We start from the raw sequence: 16259 nt of genomic DNA, 5'->3' as shown, positions 1-16259 counted from the left end.
CCGCACCACCGACGTAACCGGTGCCTGTGAACTGCCGGAAGGCGTAGAAATGGTCATGCCGGGCGACAACGTCAAGATGGACGTTACCCTGATCGCTCCGATCGCGATGGACGAAGGTCTGCGTTTCGCGATTCGTGAAGGCGGCCGTACCGTAGGTGCGGGTGTTGTAGCGAAGATCATTGAGTAAAGAAGAGTAGCTGTGAGCTGCGAGTTGTGAGCTTTTAGTAAAGGCTCACCGCTCGAAGCTCGCCGCTAACAGCTACAAGGCGCCTGAGGTGCCTTGTGTCCTGCCGCCGGAGCTCGGTTTCCGGTTAAAATCCGATTTGCCCCAGGGTAGGTCGGTGTGCTCAGGGAGTTTGGGCGGATTCGATCACTGTTGGAGGTGTATCGGGCTGCTCGGACGGAAGCGATGCCTCAGGGTTCGTTCGTTTCCTGAAAAAAGCCACCTAAGTGCTTGAAACTGCGCGGTAGTTAGCATAGAATCCGCCGCCCAGTTGCTTTACAGGCCAGTAGTTCAATTGGTAGAGCACCGGTCTCCAAAACCGGGGGTTGGGGGTTCGAGTCCCTCCTGGCCTGCCATTAAAGCGCCCAAGATTCACAGTTGCAGTGCTGGGAAGACGCAGCACTGAATTTATCCAGAGTTAAGGTGTCCACCGCATGAACGCTCAGGTTGAGTCGAATAATACCGCCCTAGATTGGATTAAGTGGATCGTTGTTGCCGCGCTGATGATTGCGGTTATCGGTGGTAACTTCTATTTTGGCGACCAGTCTATGCTGGTTCGCGCGCTGGCGGTCGTGTTTGTGTCCCTGGTTGCGGTCGGGATCGCGCTGACAACGGCACGTGGCAAGTACATTAACCGGTTGCGCAAAGAGGCTTGGGTAGAAGTACGCAAGGTCGTCTGGCCGACACGGCAGGAAACCACCCAAACCAGTCTTGTTGTGATCGGTGTTGTATTGGTGGTTGCTCTGATTCTTTGGGGTGTCGATTCTCTGCTGGGGTTGGTTGTATCCCGGATTATTGGTTAAGGAGATCGATATGGCCAAGCGCTGGTTCGTAGTTCACGCCTATTCAGGCTTTGAAAAGCGCGTTGCTGCTTCCTTGCAGGAGCAGGTTGAATTGAAAGGCATGCAGGACAAGTTTGGTGAGATCCTGGTGCCGACAGAATCTGTCGTTGAAATGCGCGACGGCAAGAAGCGCAAAAGTGAGCGCAAGTTTTACCCGGGTTACGTCCTGGTTGAAATGGAAATGGATGACGACACCTGGCACCTGGTGAAAGAGATTCCCCGGGTGATGGGCTTTATTGGTGGTACACCGGAAAAACCGGCGCCGCTGACGAGTCGCGAAGCTGATGGTATCTTGCAGCGCGTCAAGGAAGGGGTCGACAAGCCGACCCAGAAAACAATTTACGAGCCGGGCGAAGTGGTTCGGGTCAACGATGGTCCATTTGCAGATTTCAACGGGACTGTCGAGAAAGTGAATTATGAGAAGAACCGGGTGCAGGTCTCGGTATCGATTTTCGGTCGGGCAACTCCGGTCGAGCTGGAGTTTACCCAGATCGAAAAAATGACCTGATGCGCAGGCAGGCTGCATGCCCTGGGGTCGATTCGGCTTCGGGGCTTTGTTGTCTGTAATGTTTGACGGGGAGCCTAGCGGCGTTACCACCCAAATGAGAGGTTATCATGGCCAAGAAAGTTAATGCTTATATCAAGCTGCAAGTGAAGGCAGGTCAAGCCAACCCGAGCCCCCCGGTAGGTCCGGCTCTGGGTCAGCATGGCGTGAACATCATGGAATTCTGTAAGGCGTTCAACGCCGAGACTCAGAGCATTGAGCCGGGTCTGCCGATTCCTGTTGTGATCACTGTATACAGTGACCGCAGCTTCACCTTTATTACCAAGACCCCGCCTGCCGCGGTTCTGCTGAAAAAAGCAGCCGGCATTAAGAGCGGTTCAGGTCGCCCCAATACTGAGAAGGTCGGTACTGTGACCCGCGCTCAGTTGGAAGAGATTGCCACCACCAAGGATCCCGACCTGACGGCAGCCGATATGGATGCAGCGGTTCGTACGATTGCGGGTTCTGCTCGCAGCATGGGTCTGAATGTAGAGGGTGTTGAGTAATGGCTAAGCTGAGCAAGCGCGCCAAAGTCGCGCGCGAAAAAGTTGACGCAACCAAGGTATACAGCATCGAAGACGCCGTTGCCCTGTTGAAAGAGCTGTCAACCGTCAAATTCGCAGAGTCTGTTGATCTGTCCGTGAATCTCGGCATCGACGCTCGTAAATCGGACCAGAACGTTCGTGGCTCTACCGTACTGCCGAACGGCACCGGTAAAGACGTGCGTATCGCGGTATTCGCCCAGGGCGCCAACGCTGAAGCAGCGAAGGAAGCCGGTGCTGATGTCGTCGGTATGGAAGATCTGGCCGAGCAAATCAAGGGTGGCGACCTGAACTTCGGTGTTGTTATTGCCTCTCCGGATGCCATGCGCGTTGTTGGTCAGCTGGGTCAGGTACTGGGCCCTCGCGGCCTGATGCCAAACCCAAAAGTTGGCACCGTTACGCCAGACGTTGCGACTGCGGTCAAGAACGCCAAGGCGGGTCAGGCACGCTTCCGTACTGACAAGAACGGCATCATCCACGCTTGCATTGGCAAGGTGGCGTTTGAGCCGAACGCAATTAAAGAAAACGCAGAAGCCATCATCGCTGATCTTAAGCGTCTGAAGCCGTCTTCTGCCAAAGGTGTGTATCTGAAGAAGATTTCTGTGTCCTCGACCATGGGTCCTGGCATTGCGATCGATCAGAGCTCGCTGACTATCTGATTTAAGTCGTCGCCTTTAGCTAGATGGGCGGCGCGACAGGACTTTGGGGTTCCCGTGGGTGTTACTTGCGGGAATTGTCAAAGACCGTAGGTGGGTTCAGGGCTGAGGTTTTATGAATCGTTGACGCCCGGTTCCCTTAATGTCCTACGCAGACGGTGGACCCCGATTCGGTTTTTATTGGGCTGGATCCTACCACCGTTGACCTCGAAGGGGGTCAAAACACAGGGTCTTCGGACCTTCGATGGTGACAGGCTCATTTGAGCCTGGCTAAGCCAGAAAATAGTAGGAGAAAGATTGTGGCGCTGAATCTCGAAGACAAGAAAGCCATTGTCACCGAGGTGAATGCAGTTGCTGCCAACGCTCTGTCTCTGGTGATCGCGGATGCCCGCGGTGTAACCGTTGCAGATATGGATAACCTGCGTAAGCAGGCCCGTGAGCAGAAAATCTTCGTACGTGTGGTCAAGAACTCTCTGGCCAAGCGTGCGTTTGAAGGTACCGAGTACGAAGTGGCTCATCCCGCTTTGGTCGGACCGACTCTGCTGGCCTTCTCTATGGAAGACCCGGGTGCTGCCGCTCGACTTTTCAAAGACTTCGCGAAAGACGTTGAAAAGTTCGAAGTGAAATCGCTGGCCGTTGGTGGTGAACTGATGGGTGCGGACCAAATTGATCGTCTGGCGAAATTGCCGACGCGTCACGAAGCTCTGGGAATGCTGGCCAACGTTACGTTGGCACCGGTTACCAAGCTGGCGCGTACGCTCAACGAGGTACCATCCTCTATCACCCGTGTTATGGCGGCTGTTGCCGACAAGAAAAAAGAAGCTGCGTAATTGTTACGCACCTTGTTTGAACATTTTTGAGAATTTTTGGAGATTAGTAACATGGCACTGTCCAATGAAGATATCTTGAACGCCATTGCTGAAATGTCTGTAATGGACGTTGTAGCTCTGGTTGAAGCAATGGAAGAGAAGTTTGGCGTTTCTGCCCAGGCTGCTGTTGCTGTTGCTGCCGGTCCGGCTGCTGCGGGTGAAGCCGCTGCTGAACAAACTGAATTCGACGTTATCCTGACTTCTGCTGGTGAGAAGAAAGTAAACGTGATCAAGGTTGTTCGTGAAATCACCGGTCTTGGCCTGAAAGAAGCCAAAGGTTTGGTTGACGGCGCTCCTGCTGCAGTTAAAGAAGCTGCCAGCAAAGACGAAGTTGAGCAGATCAAAGCCAAGCTGGAAGAAGCTGGCGCAACCGTGGAAGTTAAGTAACTTCGATGGTTCTGGATTGCAAATAGGCAATTCAGTCGAATTGGCTGGCGGCCATTGGCCGTCGGCCTTTTCGTGTCTCAGAAGCAAAAGTTTCTGAGCACCCCGATTAAGTAAGGCGGATTGACCGCATCGATCCGTCAGGACGATGGCAAACGCCAGGGGCCTCCGATAAGAGGAGGAGCGCAGGAAGCGACAGATTTCGGGATGATTGTTGACGTCTGGCAATCATCGCATTACCGAATGGCGGGCAACGGTCGTCACCGACCCTGACCGTCAACCGCTCAGACCCACCGTGGTGAACAAGCTGGGGATTGCTGATGGCATACTCTTACACCGAGAAAAAGCGTATCCGTAAGGATTTCAGCAAATTGAAGCCGGTGATGGACATCCCATACCTGCTGGCAATACAACTGGATTCCTACCGTAACTTTTTACAGGCCGAGACCGATGCGGCCGAACGACAGGACAGTGGGCTGCATGCAGCGTTCAAGTCCGTATTTCCAATTGTCAGTTATTCTGGCAATGCCGCTTTAGAGTACGTCAGTTACAAGCTGGGTATCCCGGCCTTCGACGTCAAAGAGTGCCAACTGCGTGGCGTGACCTATGCAGCTCCGCTGCGGGTCAAAGTCCGGCTGATTATTTACGATAAAGAGTCGCCCAGCAAGGCCATCAAGGACATCAAGGAGCAGGAAGTCTACATGGGCGAAATGCCCCTGATGACGGAAAACGGTACCTTTATCGTTAACGGTACCGAGCGTGTTGTTGTGTCCCAGCTGCACCGTTCACCGGGTGTCTTTTTCGACCACGACAAGGGCAAGACCCACTCGTCCGGCAAGCTGTTGTATTCAGCCCGGGTGATTCCTTACCGTGGTTCCTGGCTCGACTTCGAATTCGATCCGAAGGACCAGGTATTTGTACGTATCGACCGTCGTCGTAAATTGCCGGCGACGATTCTGCTGCGTGCCCTTGAATACACCAATCAGCACATTCTGGACATGTTCTTCGAGCGGTCCGAGTTCAAGCTGAAAAGTGACAAGTTCGAGATGAAGATTGTGTCCGAGCGCCTGCGTGGCGAAACGGCTGCCTTCGAAATCAAGGACAAAGACGGCACTGTGCTCATTGAAGACGGCCGTCGTATTACTGCGCGCCACATTCGTCAGCTGGAGAAATCCGGTATCGACACCGTGGTCGTGCCCGATGAATACCTGCTGGGCAAAGCGCTGGCGACCGATCTGGTTGATCCGACCAGTGGCGAGATCTTCGCTAACTGCAACGATGAAGTCAGCCTTGAGATACTCGAGAAAGTTCGCGAACTGAAATTGAAGCAAGTCGATCTGTTGTACACCAACGATCTGGATTGCGGTCCCTATATTTCAGACACACTGCGTAACGATCCGACCAGCACGCCTCTGGAAGCGCTGGTAGAAATCTATCGCATGATGCGCCCTGGCGAGCCACCGACGAAAGAATCAGCTGAAACGCTGTTCCAGAACCTGTTCTTCAGCAGCGAACGCTACGATCTGAGTGGCGTAGGCCGGATGAAGTTCAATCGTCGTCTGGGCCGTGAAGGCGAAGAAGGCGAAGGCACGCTGAGCAACGAAGACATCGTTGACGTACTGCGGACGCTGATCGAGATCCGTAATGGCAATGGCATGGTTGACGACATCGACCACCTGGGCAACCGTCGGGTTCGCTCTGTGGGTGAGATGGCTGAGAACCAGTTCCGTGTTGGTCTGGTACGTGTTGAGCGCGCGGTGCGCGAGCGTCTGTCCATGGCGGAAAGCGAAGGCCTGATGCCTCAGGATCTGGTCAATGCCAAGCCGGTGGCCGCTGCGATCAAGGAATTCTTTGGATCCAGCCAGCTGTCCCAGTTTATGGACCAGAACAACCCGCTGTCCGGTATTACCAACAAGCGTCGTGTTTCCGCATTGGGCCCAGGTGGTCTGACCCGTGAACGTGCCGGCTTTGAAGTGCGCGACGTACACCCGACGCACTACGGCCGGGTATGCCCGATTGAGACGCCGGAAGGTCCGAACATTGGTCTGATTAACTCCCTGTCGACCTATGCCCGTACCAACAGCTACGGTTTCCTGGAAACACCCTACCGCCGTGTCAACAACGGTAAGGTGACCAGTGACATCGTCTACTTGTCGGCCATTGATGAAGCCAAGCACACCATTGCTCAGGCAAACGTACCGCTGGACGAAAACGACAACATCGTGGGCGAGTTTGTTCAGGTGCGTCACCAGAACGAATTCACCATGGCGCCACTGGCCAACGTGGACATGATGGACGTATCACCGCGTCAGGTGGTCTCGGCTGCAGCGGCACTGGTGCCGTTCCTGGAGCACGATGACGCCAACCGCGCATTGATGGGTTCAAACATGATGCGTCAGGCCGTGCCGACTCTGCGTGCTGACAAGCCGCTGGTGGGTACCGGTATTGAGCGCAGTGTGGCGATTGACTCCGGCGTCTGTGTAACCGCCAAGCGTGGTGGTTATGTTGAGTACGTCGATGCGTCGCGCATCGTGATCAAGGTTAATGAAGATGAAATCCAGGGCGGCGATGCCGGCGTGGATATCTATAACCTGACCAAGTACACGCGTTCTAACCAGAACACCTGTATCAACCAGCGCTCCATCGTCCATCAGGGCGAGTCCATAGCGCGGGGCGATGTTCTGGCTGACGGACCTTCAGTCGATATGGGTGAGCTGGCACTGGGCCAGAACATGCGCATCGCCTTTATGCCCTGGAACGGTTACAACTTCGAAGACTCCATTCTGGTGTCGGAGAAGGTGGTTCAGGAAGATCGTTTTACCACCATCCACATTCAGGAACTGACCTGTATCGCCCGCGATACCAAGTTGGGTGCTGAAGAGATCACCGCTGACATCCCGAACGTGGGCGAGTCGGCGCTGAACAAGTTGGATGAGTCCGGTGTGGTGTACATCGGCGCCGAAGTTGGCCCGGGTGACATCCTGGTCGGTAAGGTGACGCCGAAGAGCGAAACCCAGCTGACCCCGGAAGAGAAACTGCTGCGCGCCATTTTTGGCGAAAAAGCGTCGGATGTAAAAGACACCTCGCTGCGTGTTAAAGGCGGCATGGTCGGTACGGTTATCGACGTCCAGGTGTTCACCCGTGACGGTGTCGAGCGCGATCAGCGTTCCAAAGACATCGAGCGGATGGCACTGGCCGAGTTCCGCAAGGACTTGAACGCCGAGTACCGCATCGTCGAAGACACTGTCTTTGAACGGATGCAGGCCAACCTGGTCGGTCAAACCGTTGCCGGCGGCCCGTCGCTGAAGAAAGGGGATACCCTGACTGAAGCCTACCTGGCTGAGCTGCCGCGTGAAGACTGGTTCAAACTGCGTTTGCAGGATGAGGCCCTGGCAGAAATGCTGGAGAAAGCCGAAGCCCAGCTGAAAGAGCGCAAAGACGACCAGGATGCACGCTTTGAAGACAAAAAGCGCAAGTTGCAGAGCGGAGACGATCTGCAGCCCGGCGTGCTGAAAGTCGTCAAGTGCTACGTTGCGGTCAAGCGCAAGATCCAGCCTGGTGACAAGATGGCTGGTCGTCACGGTAACAAAGGTGTGATCTCGGTGATCATGCCGGTTGAAGACATGCCGTTTGATGATCAGGGCGAGCCGGTTGATGTGGTGCTTAACCCGTTGGGCGTACCGTCGCGGATGAACGTTGGTCAGATTTTGGAGACGCACATGGGTGCGGCCGCCAAGGGTCTGGGCAAGCGCATTAACGACATGGTTCGTGACCAGAAGGCAGTCAGCGAAATTCGCGGCTTCCTGGATGAGGTCTACAATAAGTCCGGCCGGGGCATCCGCAAGGAAAGCCTGGAAGACTTCTCCGACGCGGAAATCCTTGAGCTGGCGAAGAATGTCAGTGGTGGTGTGCCCATTGCGACACCGGTATTCGACGGCGCCAAAGAGGAAGAAGTTAAAGAGTTGCTGCGTTTGGCGAATCTGGACGATAGTGGCCAGATTCAACTCTGGGACGGTCGGACCGGTGAGTCTTTCGAGAACAGGACTACGGTCGGTTACATGTACATGTTGAAGTTGAACCACCTGGTCGACGACAAGATGCATGCCCGTTCCACAGGTTCCTATAGCCTGGTTACCCAGCAGCCGCTGGGTGGTAAGGCGCAGTTCGGTGGTCAGCGCTTCGGTGAGATGGAAGTGTGGGCACTGGAAGCCTACGGTGCTGCCTATACCCTGCAGGAAATGCTGACGGTGAAATCGGATGATGTGAACGGACGGACCAAGATGTACAAGAACATCGTGGACGGCGACCATCGGATGGAACCGGGCATGCCGGAATCCTTTAACGTACTGGTTAAAGAGATCCGCTCGCTGGGCATCGATATGGAACTGGAAAACGAAGAGTAAGGTCGGGCGGGCCGGGCAACCGGTCCGTGCCTGACGACGGTTGGGCGGCCGTTGGTCGCCTAAAGCCACTCCTTTCGGAGCTGAATGATGAAAGATTTGCTGAATCTGTTGAAATCTCAGGGCCAGTCGGAAGAGTTTGACTCGATCCGCATTGGCCTGGCCTCACCGGACATGATCCGGTCTTGGTCTTTTGGCGAGGTGAAGAAGCCTGAGACCATCAACTACCGGACTTTCAAGCCGGAACGTGATGGCCTGTTTTGCGCTCGTATCTTTGGTCCTATCAAGGACTACGAGTGCCTGTGTGGCAAATATAAGCGCCTGAAACACCGTGGCGTGATTTGTGAGAAGTGTGGCGTTGAAGTGACTCAGGCTAAGGTGCGTCGTGAGCGCATGGGCCATATTGAGCTGGCTGCACCGGTTGCCCACATTTGGTTCCTGAAATCACTGCCGTCTCGTATCGGTCTGATGCTGGATATGACGTTGCGTGATATCGAACGCATCCTCTACTACGAGAGCTTTGTTGTCATCGATCCGGGTTTGACCAGTCTGGAAAAAGGTCAGCTACTGACCGACGAAGAATACTACGAAGCCATCGAAGAGTTCGGTGATGATTTTGACGCCCGCATGGGTGCCGAGGCCATTCAGAAGCTGCTGGACAGCATCGACCTGGTCGGTGAAACCGCGCAATTGCGCGAAGAAATCCCGGCGACCAACTCTGAAACCAAGATCAAGAAGCTGTCGAAGCGTCTGAAACTGCTTGAAGCCTTTGAGAAATCAGGCAACAAGCCCGAGTGGATGGTGATGACGGTTCTGCCTGTGTTGCCACCGGATCTGCGTCCTTTGGTACCGCTTGACGGCGGCCGTTTTGCCACGTCAGACCTGAACGACTTGTACCGCCGCGTGATCAACCGGAACAACCGTCTCAAGCGTTTGCTTGAGCTGGCAGCGCCGGACATCATCGTTCGTAACGAAAAGCGCATGCTTCAGGAATCGGTTGACGCCCTGCTCGACAACGGTCGTCGCGGTCGCGCCATTACTGGCTCAAACCGTCGTCCGCTGAAGTCGCTTGCCGACATGATCAAGGGTAAGCAAGGTCGTTTCCGTCAGAACCTGCTCGGTAAGCGGGTTGATTACTCCGGTCGTTCGGTGATCGTGGTCGGTCCGACCCTGCGTCTTCACCAGTGTGGTCTGCCGAAGAAAATGGCTTTGGAGCTGTTCAAGCCGTTTATCTTCAGCAAGCTGGAACACCGCGGCCTGGCGACCACCATCAAGGCCGCCAAGAAGATGGTCGAGCGTGAAGAAGCCGTTGTCTGGGACATCCTGGACGAGGTGATTCGCGAGCACCCGGTCATGTTGAACCGGGCACCGACGCTTCACCGTCTGGGTATCCAGGCGTTTGAACCGGTGTTGATCGAAGGCAAGGCCATTCAGCTGCACCCTCTGGTGTGTGCGGCCTATAACGCCGACTTCGACGGTGACCAGATGGCCGTTCACGTACCGCTGACGCTGGAAGCCCAGCTCGAAGCGCGTGCGCTGATGATGTCAACCAACAACGTGCTGTCTCCGGCCAGTGGCGAGCCGATCATCGTGCCGTCACAGGACGTGGTTCTGGGTCTCTATTACATGACCCGTGAACGCGTTAACGCCAAAGGCGAAGGCATGGTGTTCTCGAACATCGAAGAAGTTCAGCGCGCCTACGGTGCCGGCGAAGTCGCCCTGCAGGCCAAGGTCAAGGTTCGGTTACGCCAGGTGTATGAAAACAGTGAAGGCGAAGCCATTGATTCGACCTCCATTGTCGACACCACCGTTGGCCGTTCAATCCTTTATTCAATCGTTCCCGATGGCCTGCCCTACGAGCTGGTTAACCAGGCGATGAAGAAGAAGGCCATCAGCGGCCTGTTGAACGAGTGCTATCGTCGTGTTGGCTTGAAAGACACGGTGATCTTTGCTGACCAGATCATGTACATGGGCTTCAGCTACGCCACCCGTTCCGGTTCGTCCATTGGCGTGAATGACTTTGTTATTCCAAAAGCCAAGCTCGAGATTCTGGGCAAGGCCGAGGCCGAAGTTCAGGACATCGAAGAACAGTTCGCTGCGGGTCTGGTGACCCAGGGCGAGAAGTACAACAAGGTGGTCGACATCTGGTCCCGTGCCAACGATCAGATCGCCCGTGCGATGATGGAAGGCATCTCCAAGGAAACGGTAACGGATCGTGATGGCAACGAAGTTGAACAGGACTCGTTCAACTCGGTTTACATCATGGCCGACTCCGGTGCCCGGGGTAGCCCGGCCCAGATTCGTCAGCTGGCCGGTATGCGTGGCCTGATGGCGAAGCCGGACGGCTCGATCATCGAAAACCCGATTAAGGCCAACTTCCGTGAAGGCTTGTCGGTTGGTGAATACTTCATCTCGACCCACGGTGCGCGTAAAGGTCTGGCCGATACGGCACTGAAAACGGCGAACTCCGGTTACCTGACACGCCGCCTGGTCGACGTGGCTCAGGATGTTGTGATCACCGAAGAAGATTGCGGCACCGAAGAAGGCGTTATCGTTGAACCGATCATTGAAGGCGGTGACGTCGTTCTGGGTCTGGGTCAGCAAGTGCTGGGTCGTGTGGTTGCCACTGACGTGATCGATCCGGTCAGTCAGGAAACCTGGGTACCAGCTGGCACCATGCTCGACGAAGCCTGGGTCAAGAAGCTCGATGAATGGGGTGTTGACCAGGTCAAGATCCGTTCGGCGATCAGCTGTAACACCCGCTACGGTCTCTGTGCCCAGTGCTACGGGCGTGACCTGGCGCGTGGTCACCGGGTTAACATCGGTGAGGCGGTCGGTATTATCGCTGCCCAGTCGATCGGTGAGCCGGGTACCCAGCTGACGATGCGGACATTCCACATCGGTGGTGCGGCCTCCCGTGCCACCGCGGCAGACAGTGTTCAGGTCAAGCATGGCGGTAAAGTATCGCTGCGTAACCTGAAGACCGTAACCCGGGCCGATGGTGACCTGGTTGCCGTTAGCCGTTCCGGTGTACTGGCGGTGTCCGACGAGCACGGTCGTGAGCGTGAGAAATACAAGCTGCCTTACGGTGCTGTAATCAGCGTCGACGACGGTGCGGCGGTGGAAGCCGGCCAAATCGTGGCCAAGTGGGATCCGCACACTCACCCAATCATCGGTGAGTCGAACGGTAAGATTGCCTTCATCGGTATGGACGAAGGCATCACCACTAACCGCAAGATCGATGAACTGACCGGTGTCGGCACCATCGAGGTAATTCCCCAGGGTCAGCGTAATGCGGCCGGTAAGGAAATTCGCCCGCTGGTCAAGCTGCTCGATCCGGAAGGCAACGAGATCATGATTGGCAACACCAATCAGCCGGTGCAGTACTTCCTGCCCGATGGCTCCTTCCTGAGTCTGTCGGATGGAGATGTGATCAAGGTTGGTGACGTTATTGCCCGTATTCCTCAGGAAACTTCGGGTAACCGCGACATCACCGGGGGTCTGCCGCGTGTGGCCGACTTGTTCGAAGCCCGTAAGCCGAAAGAAGCTGCCATTCTGGCGGAAATCTCCGGTACCGTAGGTTTTGGCAAGGAAACCAAAGGCAAGAAACGCCTGGTGATCACCCCAACCGACGGTTCGGACGGCTACGAAGAGCTGATTCCCAAGTGGCGTCAGTTGAACGTCTTCGAAGGCGAACAGGTTGAAAAAGGTGAAGTGATCTCCGACGGCCCGATGAACCCGCACGATATCTTGAGGGTCCGGGGTGTCGAGGCGCTGGCGCGTTACATCGTTGACGAAATTCAGGAAGTCTACCGTCTGCAGGGCGTAACCATTAACGACAAGCACATTGAAGTGATTGTGCGTCAGATGCTGCGCAAGGCCATGGTACTGGACAACGGTGATACACACTTCATCAAAGGCGACCAGGTTGAATTCAACCAGTTGCTTGAAGCGAATGAGAAGGCTGTCACTGCTGATCAGCAGGAAGCACGGTTCGAACGTGTTCTGCTGGGCATCACCAAGGCCTCTCTGGCGACAGAATCCTTTATCTCGGCGGCGTCCTTCCAGGAAACCACCCGGGTACTGACCGAAGGTGCGGTCACTGGCAAGCGCGATTACTTGCGCGGCCTGAAGGAGAATGTGGTCGTTGGTCGACTGATTCCGGCGGGTACAGGCCTGGCCTATCACGCTGAACGTCGTCGCAAACGTCTGGAACGCACCGGTGAAAAACCATCGATCAGTGCATCCGATGTCGAAGCGGCGCTCAGTCAGGCGCTCAACAAGTAAGCACACGCTTACGTTGACTAAGAATTGCGCGATCACTAAAATGCGCGCTCCCTACAGGACCCGGTTGGCTCGCCATCCGGGTGCTGTCGTGTAATGAGAAGTGAACTTTTAGAGAGGCTTTAATGGCTACAATTAACCAGCTCGTCCGCAAGCCGCGCAAGCGCAAAGCGGTCGCAAGCGATGTTCGGGCCCTGGAAGGCTGCCCGCAACGTCGTGGTGTATGCACTCGTGTGTACACAACTACCCCGAAGAAGCCGAACTCGGCTCTGCGTAAAGTCTGTCGTGTACGACTGACTAACGGTTTCGAGGTGTCATCTTACATTGGCGGTGAAGGTCACAACCTGCAAGAGCACTCGGTTGTACTGATCCGTGGCGGTCGTGTTAAAGACTTGCCAGGTGTTCGTTACCACACCGTTCGTGGCTCACTGGATACCTCAGGTGTTGCCAACCGGAAGCAGGCTCGTTCCAAGTACGGTACCAAGCGGCCTAAGGGCTAATTTAATTTGATTCATTCAGTCTCAGGATAAGAGTAAGGCTGGGTGCCGTTGTCGAAGCGTCGAAAGAGTCGGACGACTGCTCATCCCAGAATTGCCTGAAGACCTATTTGAGGGCTTATCAATGCCAAGAAGACGCGTTGCTGCAAAGCGTGAAGTACTGCCAGATCCCAAGTTCGGGAACACGCAACTGGCCAAATTTATGAACCATGTCATGTACGACGGCAAAAAGTCTGTTGCCGAGCGTATCGTCTATGGTGCCCTGGACATCGTCAAAGAGAAGAAGTCCGATCAGGATCCAATCGCCATGTTCGAAACGGCCCTGGATTCTATTGCGCCGATGGTCGAAGTAAAATCCCGCCGTGTCGGTGGTGCCACGTATCAGGTGCCCGTCGAAGTGCGTCCGTCTCGCCGTGAAGCGCTGGCTATGCGCTGGTTGGTTGATGCTGCCCGTAAACGTGGTGAAAAATCCATGGGTCAGCGTCTGGCCGGTGAACTGCTGGATGCTGCCGAAGGCAAGGGTGCTGCGATCAAGAAGCGTGAAGATGTGCACCGTATGGCCGAAGCCAACAAAGCATTCTCTCATTACCGTTTCTAAGCTTTAGAGCAAACATTTTCTGTTAAGGAGAAAGAGTTGTGGCTCGTAAAACTCCGCTTAACCGGTACCGTAACATTGGTATCGTCGCGCACGTAGACGCCGGTAAGACGACGACTACCGAGCGCGTACTTTTTTACACCGGCTTGTCGCACAAGATCGGTGAAGTGCATGATGGCGCCGCCACCATGGACTGGATGGAGCAGGAGCAGGAGCGGGGTATCACCATTACCTCGGCTGCTACCACCTGTTTCTGGCAAGGCATGGCTAAGCAGTTCGATGAACACCGCATCAATATCATCGACACCCCGGGACACGTTGACTTCACCATTGAAGTTGAGCGTTCTCTGCGGGTACTCGACGGTGCCGTAGTCGTACTGTGTGGTTCTTCAGGCGTGCAGCCGCAGACTGAGACTGTTTGGCGTCAGGCCAACCGTTACGAAGTTCCTCGCATGGTGTTCGTCAACAAGATGGACCGTGCCGGCGCTGATTTCTATCGCGTTGTTAAGCAATTGAAAGAGCGTCTGGGTGCGAACCCGGTGCCGATCCAGATTCCGATCGGTGCAGAAGACGACTTCGCTGGCGTGATTGACCTGATTAAGATGAAGGCCATTATCTGGAATGAAGAAGACCAGGGCATGACCTTTGAGCTGGAAGACATTCCGGCCAATCTGCAGGAAAAAGCCGAAGAGTTCCGTGTTCAGATGGTTGAAGCTGCTGCTGAAGCCAACGATGAGCTGATGGAAAAGTACATGGAGTCTGAAACCCTCGAGGAAGACGACATCAAGACCGGTCTGCGCCTGCGCACACTGGCGGGTGAAATCGTTCTGACTCACTGTGGTTCTGCCTTTAAAAACAAAGGCGTTCAGGCCGTACTGGACAGCGTTATCGAATACATGCCGTCACCGACTCAGGTACGTGCGATTGAAGGCTTGTTGGAAGACGGCGAAACCGTTAAAGCGGTTAAAGTCGACGACGATGCGCCATTCAACGCCCTGGCGTTCAAGATCGCTACCGATCCCTTCGTTGGTACATTGACCTTCGTACGTGTATACGGTGGTGTATTGAAGAGTGGCGACCAGGTACTGAACGCTGTGAAAGGCAAGCGCGAGCGCGTCGGCCGTATGGTTCAGATGCACGCGAACAACCGCGAAGAGATCAAAGAGTTACTGGCTGGTGACATCGGCGCTCTGATCGGTATGAAGGATGTGACTACAGGTGACACTCTGTGTGACCCGGCCAACCCGATTACTCTGGAGCGCATGGACTTCCCGGATCCGGTGATTCACGTTGCCGTTGAGCCGAAGTCGAAAGCCGACCAGGAAAAGATGGGTATTGCTCTGGGCAAACTGGCTCAGGAAGACCCGTCATTTACGGTTCGTACCGACGAAGAAACCGGCCAGACCATCATTGGCGGCCAGGGTGAATTGCACCTGGACGTTCTGGTCGACCGGATGAAGCGTGAATTTAAAGTTGAAGCAAACGTGGGTGCCCCTCAGGTGGCCTATCGCGAGCGTATTCGCAACGCTTGCGATATCGACTCCAAGTTTGCCAAGCAGTCGGGTGGTCGCGGTCAATACGGTCACGTTGTGATCAAGTTTGAACCGGCCGAAGACGAGAACGCTGAAAAGCTGGTTTTCGTCAACGAAATCGTCGGTGGTACCGTACCGAAGGAATACATTCCTGCGGTTGAGAAAGGTATCCAGGAGCAAATGAAGAACGGTATTCTGGCGGGCTACCCATTGCTCGGTATGAAGGCCACTCTGCATGACGGTTCCTATCACGACGTTGACTCCAACGAGATGGCCTTTAAAGTGGCTGCCTCAATGGCTGTTAAGAAGTTGAAGGAAAAGGCAAGCCCGGCCTTGCTTGAGCCCATGATGAAAGTTGAGGTGGTAACACCGGAAGACTACATGGGTGACGTTATGGGCGACCTTAACCGTCGTCGCGGCACAGTTTCAGGCATGGAAGACAGCCCGTCGGGCAAGATCATCAATGCTGAGGTGCCACTGTCCGAAATGTTCGGATACGCTACGGACCTGCGTTCCATGTCTCAGGGCCGTGCCTCTTACGTGATGGAATTCTCAGGCTACAAAGAAGCCCCGATGAACATCGTTGAAGAAATTATCAAGAAGTCTTGATCTTTTTGAGCTAACTTAGAGGAAGACACCATGTCTAAGGCTACTTTTGAACGTACTAAGCCGCACGTAAACGTCGGCACCATCGGTCACGTTGACCACGGTAAAACTACTTTGACCGCGGCGCTGACTCGCGTTTGTCATGAAGTGTGGGGCACAGGCGCCTCGGTTGCGTTTGACGGCATCGACAACGCACCGGAAGAGCGCGAGCGTGGTATCACCATCGCCACCTCTCACGTTGAATACGATTCACCGGCTCGTCACTACGCGCACGTTGACTGCCCG

At 55.0% G+C, this 16259-nt stretch carries 12 protein-coding genes, 1 tRNA gene and 1 pseudogene; all 14 read left to right on the top strand.

All coding sequences use genetic code 11. The features are described 5' to 3' along the window. Nucleotides 1-187 (top strand): annotated as a pseudogene (locus ABJT94_RS14450) (elongation factor Tu); the annotation flags it as partial. 316 nt (nt 188-503) lie between these two features. Beyond that, a tRNA-Trp gene (locus ABJT94_RS14445) sits at nt 504-579 on the top strand. Nucleotides 580-657: 78 nt separating this feature from the next. Continuing rightward, a complete protein-coding gene (gene secE / locus ABJT94_RS14440; RefSeq protein WP_213676702.1) occupies nt 658-1026 on the top strand; it encodes a preprotein translocase subunit SecE in 369 nt (122 codons plus the stop codon). 10 nt (nt 1027-1036) lie between these two features. Then, the gene (gene nusG / locus ABJT94_RS14435; protein WP_028671307.1) at nt 1037-1573 is read left to right on the top strand and encodes a transcription termination/antitermination protein NusG; all 537 of its coding nucleotides are present in this window, start codon (nt 1037-1039) and stop codon (nt 1571-1573) included. A gap of 107 nt (nt 1574-1680) precedes the next feature. Continuing rightward, the gene (rplK, locus tag ABJT94_RS14430) at nt 1681-2115 is read left to right on the top strand and encodes a 50S ribosomal protein L11 (protein ID WP_348483155.1); all 435 of its coding nucleotides are present in this window, start codon (nt 1681-1683) and stop codon (nt 2113-2115) included. Next, nucleotides 2115-2810 (top strand): 50S ribosomal protein L1, encoded by a 696-nt coding sequence (gene rplA / locus ABJT94_RS14425; protein ID WP_348483156.1) that lies wholly within the window; start codon nt 2115-2117, stop codon nt 2808-2810. The genes rplK and rplA overlap by 1 nt, the downstream gene beginning before the upstream one ends. A gap of 296 nt (nt 2811-3106) precedes the next feature. Continuing rightward, nucleotides 3107-3637, top strand: a complete 531-nt coding sequence (rplJ, locus tag ABJT94_RS14420; RefSeq protein ID WP_213676704.1) for a 50S ribosomal protein L10 — start codon at nt 3107-3109, stop codon at nt 3635-3637. A 51-nt stretch (nt 3638-3688) separates the two neighbouring features. Then, nucleotides 3689-4063: a 50S ribosomal protein L7/L12 gene (gene rplL, locus ABJT94_RS14415; RefSeq protein ID WP_127560803.1), complete on the top strand. Its 375-nt coding sequence runs from the start codon at nt 3689-3691 to the stop codon at nt 4061-4063. Nucleotides 4064-4380: 317 nt separating this feature from the next. Further along, a complete protein-coding gene (gene rpoB / locus ABJT94_RS14410) occupies nt 4381-8463 on the top strand; it encodes a DNA-directed RNA polymerase subunit beta (protein ID WP_348483157.1) in 4083 nt (1360 codons plus the stop codon). A gap of 87 nt (nt 8464-8550) precedes the next feature. Beyond that, on the top strand, nt 8551-12747 hold the full coding sequence (gene rpoC / locus ABJT94_RS14405; protein ID WP_348483159.1) for a DNA-directed RNA polymerase subunit beta': 4197 nt from the start codon (nt 8551-8553) through the stop codon (nt 12745-12747). 122 nt (nt 12748-12869) lie between these two features. Then, a complete protein-coding gene (gene rpsL, locus ABJT94_RS14400) occupies nt 12870-13244 on the top strand; it encodes a 30S ribosomal protein S12 (RefSeq protein ID WP_028671300.1) in 375 nt (124 codons plus the stop codon). A gap of 121 nt (nt 13245-13365) precedes the next feature. After that, entirely contained in the window at nt 13366-13839 is a 474-nt protein-coding gene (gene rpsG / locus ABJT94_RS14395; protein ID WP_127560806.1) for a 30S ribosomal protein S7, read from the top strand. Nucleotides 13840-13877: 38 nt separating this feature from the next. Continuing rightward, nucleotides 13878-15977: an elongation factor G gene (fusA, locus tag ABJT94_RS14390; RefSeq protein WP_348483158.1), complete on the top strand. Its 2100-nt coding sequence runs from the start codon at nt 13878-13880 to the stop codon at nt 15975-15977. 30 nt (nt 15978-16007) lie between these two features. Beyond that, nucleotides 16008-16259: GTP-binding protein (locus ABJT94_RS14385; protein ID WP_348473720.1), on the top strand; the 252-nt coding region annotated here is incomplete at its 3' end.

Source organism: Saccharospirillum sp., from assembly GCF_039982735.1.
Taxonomy (GTDB): Bacteria; Pseudomonadota; Gammaproteobacteria; order Pseudomonadales; family Natronospirillaceae; genus Saccharospirillum.
The sequence above is the reverse complement of the archived record's forward strand: the minus strand, read 5'-3'. Positions and strand labels throughout refer to the sequence as shown.